Raw genomic sequence first — 4,773 nt, 5'->3', positions numbered from 1 at the left:
TCATGAAAAGTTACTGTTTATAGCAATGTTCTAAGTATTTTATAAACTCACAAACGTAGTCTTTTAAAATAAAATCCTTATGATAGATGATATAAAATTCTCTACCGGCGATATGTCCCGGCAGTTCGAACTGCAGTAGTCTTTTGGCATCGATATAGTCATGGACGGCTTTTTCGGAGACGATGGAGACGCCGAGGCTGCCGGCAACAAGGTTTTTGATGGCTTCCTGATCATTGATGCGGGCAGCAATATGGAGTTTATCTTCGGGAATGCCGATTTTTTCGAGAAAAGCAGAAGCCGATTTGCCGGTGCCGCTGCCCTGTTCACGTAAGATGACAGGCTGCTCCTGAAGGATCTTCTCAAGGGAAAAGCTGCCAGTATCCTTCATTTCCAGAAAATAGTCAGTGACAGGTGCAATCAGAACCAGATGATCCTGATAAAACTTTTTGAAAACAAGCTGTTCGTCATCGGTTTTCATGCCCACAAGGCCCAGATCATAACTGCCTTTATGAACAGCATCAATAATGCCGCGGCTGTCGCTCTGGGTAACAACAAAATAAATATCATCGTGGCTTTTGCCGAATGTCGGCAGTACTTCCGGAAGAATGTAGGCGGATGGAATTGTAGAAACGCCAAGACGAATCACCTTGGAACCGTGACCGTTCCAGCGGCTGACCATGTCATCTCTGAGTTTCAGAATGTTTTGGGCACATTCAAAAAGTTCCATGCCTCGAGGGGTGACTTCAAAGCTTTTGGCTGTGCGTACGATGAGCCGTGAATTTAATTCTTCCTCCAAAATTCGGATATGAGTGCTGATGGTGGGTTGTGAGATGCCCAGTTCTTCGGCTGCTTCCGTGAAACTTCTGCAGCGGACAACGGAGATAAAAGAGTGTAATTGTTTAAAATCCATAGGGGCCTCCTGTAATCGTATATAAGTCGTTAGTAACAGTATACAATTTATTATTATAAAAGGCAATGAATATATTTAAAATATTGATAAAACGCGTCGAAAATGTTGTCGAAATGGGTGAAGGACTGCCATTTAAACGGTTTATAATGTAGGGTAATAAATAATACTTTTACAATTAATTACAATTCTGGAAAAAAAGCTTGTGAATAGGTACGATCTATGTCTATAATAGTAATTAAAATAAGGAGGATTTTATCATGCCACAGAGAACAGACATTCATAAAGTACTTATTATTGGTTCTGGTCCGATTATTATCGGTCAGGCCTGCGAATTCGATTATTCAGGCACTCAGGCCTGCAAGGCATTGAAAAAACTGGGTTATGAGATTGTTTTGGTCAATTCCAACCCTGCAACTATTATGACAGATCCTGAGACAGCGGATGTGACGTATATTGAACCGTTGAATGTGGAACGTCTGGAAGAGATCATTGCAAAGGAACGTCCGGATGCGCTTTTGCCGAATTTGGGCGGACAGTCCGGTCTGAATTTGTGTGCAGAGCTGAATAAGGCCGGTATTTTGGATAAATATCATGTAAAAGTTATTGGTGTACAGGTGGATGCCATTGAGCGTGGTGAAGACCGTATTGAATTTAAGCATGCGATGGACAAACTTGGTATCGAGATGGCGAGAAGCGAGGTCGCTTACAGTGTGGAAGAGGCCCTTGCTATTGCAGATAAACTGGATTATCCGGTGGTCCTTCGTCCGGCTTATACAATGGGTGGCGCCGGCGGCGGCCTTGTTTATAATAAAGAAGAATTAAAGACTGTTTGTGCCAGAGGTCTTCAGGCCAGTCTTGTGGGCCAGGTTCTTGTAGAAGAGTCCATTCTTGGATGGGAAGAACTGGAACTGGAAGTTGTCCGCGATAAAGATAACAACATGATTACGGTATGTTTTATTGAGAATATCGACCCTCTGGGTGTGCATACCGGAGATTCTTTCTGTGCAGCACCAATGCTGACAATTTCTGAAGAATGCCAGAAACGTCTTCAGGAACAGGCTTATAAGATTGTTGAATCTGTTGAGGTTATTGGTGGTACAAACGTGCAGTTTGCTCATGATCCTGTGACAGACAGAATTATTGTTATCGAGATTAATCCACGTACATCACGTTCATCTGCTCTGGCTTCTAAGGCCACAGGTTTCCCAATCGCTCTTGTGTCTGCAATGCTGGCAACAGGCTTGACACTGAAGGATATTCCTTGCGGAAAATATGGTACCTTGGACAAATATGTACCGGATGGAGACTATGTGGTTATCAAGTTTGCACGCTGGGCTTTTGAGAAATTCAAAGGCGTTGAAGATAAGCTTGGCACACAGATGCGTGCGGTCGGTGAAGTTATGAGTATTGGAAAGAACTACAAAGAGGCCTTTCAGAAAGCCATCCGAAGTCTTGAAACAGGCCGTTACGGTCTTGGTCATGCAAAGAATTATAATACCATGACAAAGGAAGAACTTTTACATTTGCTGATTAATCCGACAAGTGACCGTCATTTTATTATGTACGAAGCTATCCGCAAGGGTGCAACAACAGAAGAGATTTTCAATCTGACCAAGGTGAAGACATACTTTATTGAGCAGATGCGTGAATTGGTTGAGGAAGAGGAAGAAATCCTTAAGTCCAAAGGTCATCTGCCGGCAGATGCACTTTTGATCCAGGCAAAGAAAGATGGCTTTTCTGATAAATACCTGAGCCAGCTGCTGGAGATTCCAGAGGAAGAAATCCGCAATCACAGAATTAGTCTTGGGGTTGAAGAAGCATGGGAAGGTGTTCATGTCAGTGGTACAAAAGACAGCGCGTATTATTATTCCACTTACAATGCCAAAGACAAGAATCCTGTGTCTGAGGCAAAACCGAAGATTATGATTCTCGGTGGCGGTCCAAACAGAATTGGTCAGGGTATCGAGTTTGACTATTGCTGTGTACATGCAGCTCTTGCCTTAAAGAAGCTTGGTTTTGAGACCATTATTGTCAATTGTAATCCGGAAACTGTTTCTACTGATTATGACACATCTGACAAGCTTTATTTTGAGCCGTTGACACTGGAAGATGTTCTCAGCATTTATAAAAAAGAAAAACCATTGGGCGTGATTGCCCAGTTTGGCGGTCAGACACCACTGAATCTGGCAGCAGAGCTTGAGAAAAATGGCGTAAAGATTCTTGGTACAGCACCTGCAGTCATCGATCTTGCAGAAGATCGTGATCTGTTCCGTGCCATGATGGAAAAACTTGACATTCCGATGCCTGAATCCGGCATGGCAACAACCGTTGATGAGGCACTGGAGATTGCAAATAAGATTGGTTACCCGGTTATGGTACGTCCTTCCTATGTTCTTGGCGGCCGCGGTATGGAAGTTGTCTATGATGATGAGAGCATGGTCGGCTATATGGCAGCTGCAGTTGGTGTGACACCGGACAGACCAATCCTGATTGACCGTTTCCTGAATCATGCTACAGAATGTGAGGCAGATGCCATCAGCGATGGTACACATGCCTTTGTACCGGCTGTTATGGAGCATATTGAACTGGCCGGTGTTCATTCCGGTGACTCTGCTTGTATCTTGCCTTCTGTACATATTTCACCTGAAAATGTGGCAACCATCAAGGAATATACAAGAAAGATTGCTGAGGAAATGCATGTCAGGGGCCTGATGAACATGCAGTACGCCATTGAGAACGGCAAAGTGTATGTTCTGGAAGCCAATCCGAGAGCATCCCGTACAGTGCCGCTTGTATCCAAAGTCTGCAATATCCGTATGGTGCCGTTGGCAACAGATATTATTACATCAGAATTAACAGGTCGTCCGTCACCTGTTCCGGAATTGAAAGAGCAGAAGATTCCATATTATGGTGTCAAGGAAGCTGTCTTCCCATTCAATATGTTCCCGGAAGTAGATCCTGTTCTCGGACCGGAAATGCGATCAACCGGTGAGGTACTTGGATTATCCGAGTCCTACGGCGAAGCCTTTTTCAAGGCGCAGGAAGCCGCATCTCTGAAACTGCCGTTGGAAGGCACAGTTTTGATCTCTGTGAATAAGAAAGATAAGCCAGAAGTCGTGGATGTGGCAAAGCGCTTCCATGAAGACGGCTTTAAGATTATTGCAACAGGAAAGACCTGTGATCTGTTGAATGAATCCGGTATTCCAGCTGAAAAGGTGAAGAAACTTTATGAAGGACGTCCGAACATTCTGGATATGATCACGAATGGCAAGATTGACCTTGTAGTTAATTCACCGGCAGGCAAAGAAAGTGTGCATGATGACAGTTATCTTCGTAAAGCCGCCATTAAGGCAAAGATTCCATATATGACAACCATCGCAGCAGCGAAAGCAACCGCTGAGGGCATTGGTTATGTGAAAGCACATATGGAAGAAAATAATGGAGTTAAATCACTGCAGCAGATGCACAGTGAAATTCAATAAAAATATTGGCAAAACATTTAAGTTTTAAGAACTGCCCGGCTATGTGTTTAAAAAGACATTTGGCCGGGCAGTTCTCTCGTGAGACTGTTACATTCTCTCAATAAATTCTTCTAAATTCTGACAGCGCGCGGCATTTCTGGACCATTGCTTGAGAGTATCAAGATGAGTCTCAGATGTAATCCGTTCCCGGATATCATCAGGAATGCAACCAATTTCAGAAAGAAGTTCAAGGATATCTTCAATTCGGGACAGACGCTGGCCTTCTTTGAGGCCCTTTTGCTGACCTTCTTTCAGACCTTCTTTCAGACCTTGCTGACGACCTTCTTCGAGACCTTTTTGAAGACCTTGCTGACGACCTTCTTCGAGACCTTTTTGAAGACC

Annotated in this window: 2 protein-coding genes and 1 pseudogene; 1 reads left to right on the top strand and 2 read right to left on the bottom strand. The window is 43.8% G+C overall.

Going from position 1 to position 4,773, the window contains the following annotated elements:
* Positions 1–10: 10 nt before the first annotated feature.
* Positions 11–910, bottom strand: a complete 900-nt coding sequence (locus WMO25_RS15135; protein WP_349086007.1) for a selenium metabolism-associated LysR family transcriptional regulator — start codon at positions 908–910, stop codon at positions 11–13.
* Between the two features lie 257 nt (positions 911–1,167).
* Here WMO25_RS15135 and carB point away from each other — a divergent pair, with 257 nt between their 5' ends.
* A complete protein-coding gene (gene carB / locus WMO25_RS15130; RefSeq protein WP_349086006.1) occupies positions 1,168–4,392 on the top strand; it encodes a carbamoyl-phosphate synthase large subunit in 3,225 nt (1,074 codons plus the stop codon).
* An 87-nt stretch (positions 4,393–4,479) separates the two neighbouring features.
* Here carB and WMO25_RS15125 read toward each other — a convergent pair.
* Positions 4,480–4,773, bottom strand: a pseudogene (locus WMO25_RS15125) (hypothetical protein); the annotation flags it as partial.

It is taken from the genome of Coprococcus intestinihominis (assembly GCF_040096555.1).
Lineage (GTDB): Bacteria > Bacillota > Clostridia > Lachnospirales > Lachnospiraceae > Coprococcus_A > Coprococcus_A intestinihominis.
This window is presented reverse-complemented; position numbering and strand designations above follow the sequence as displayed.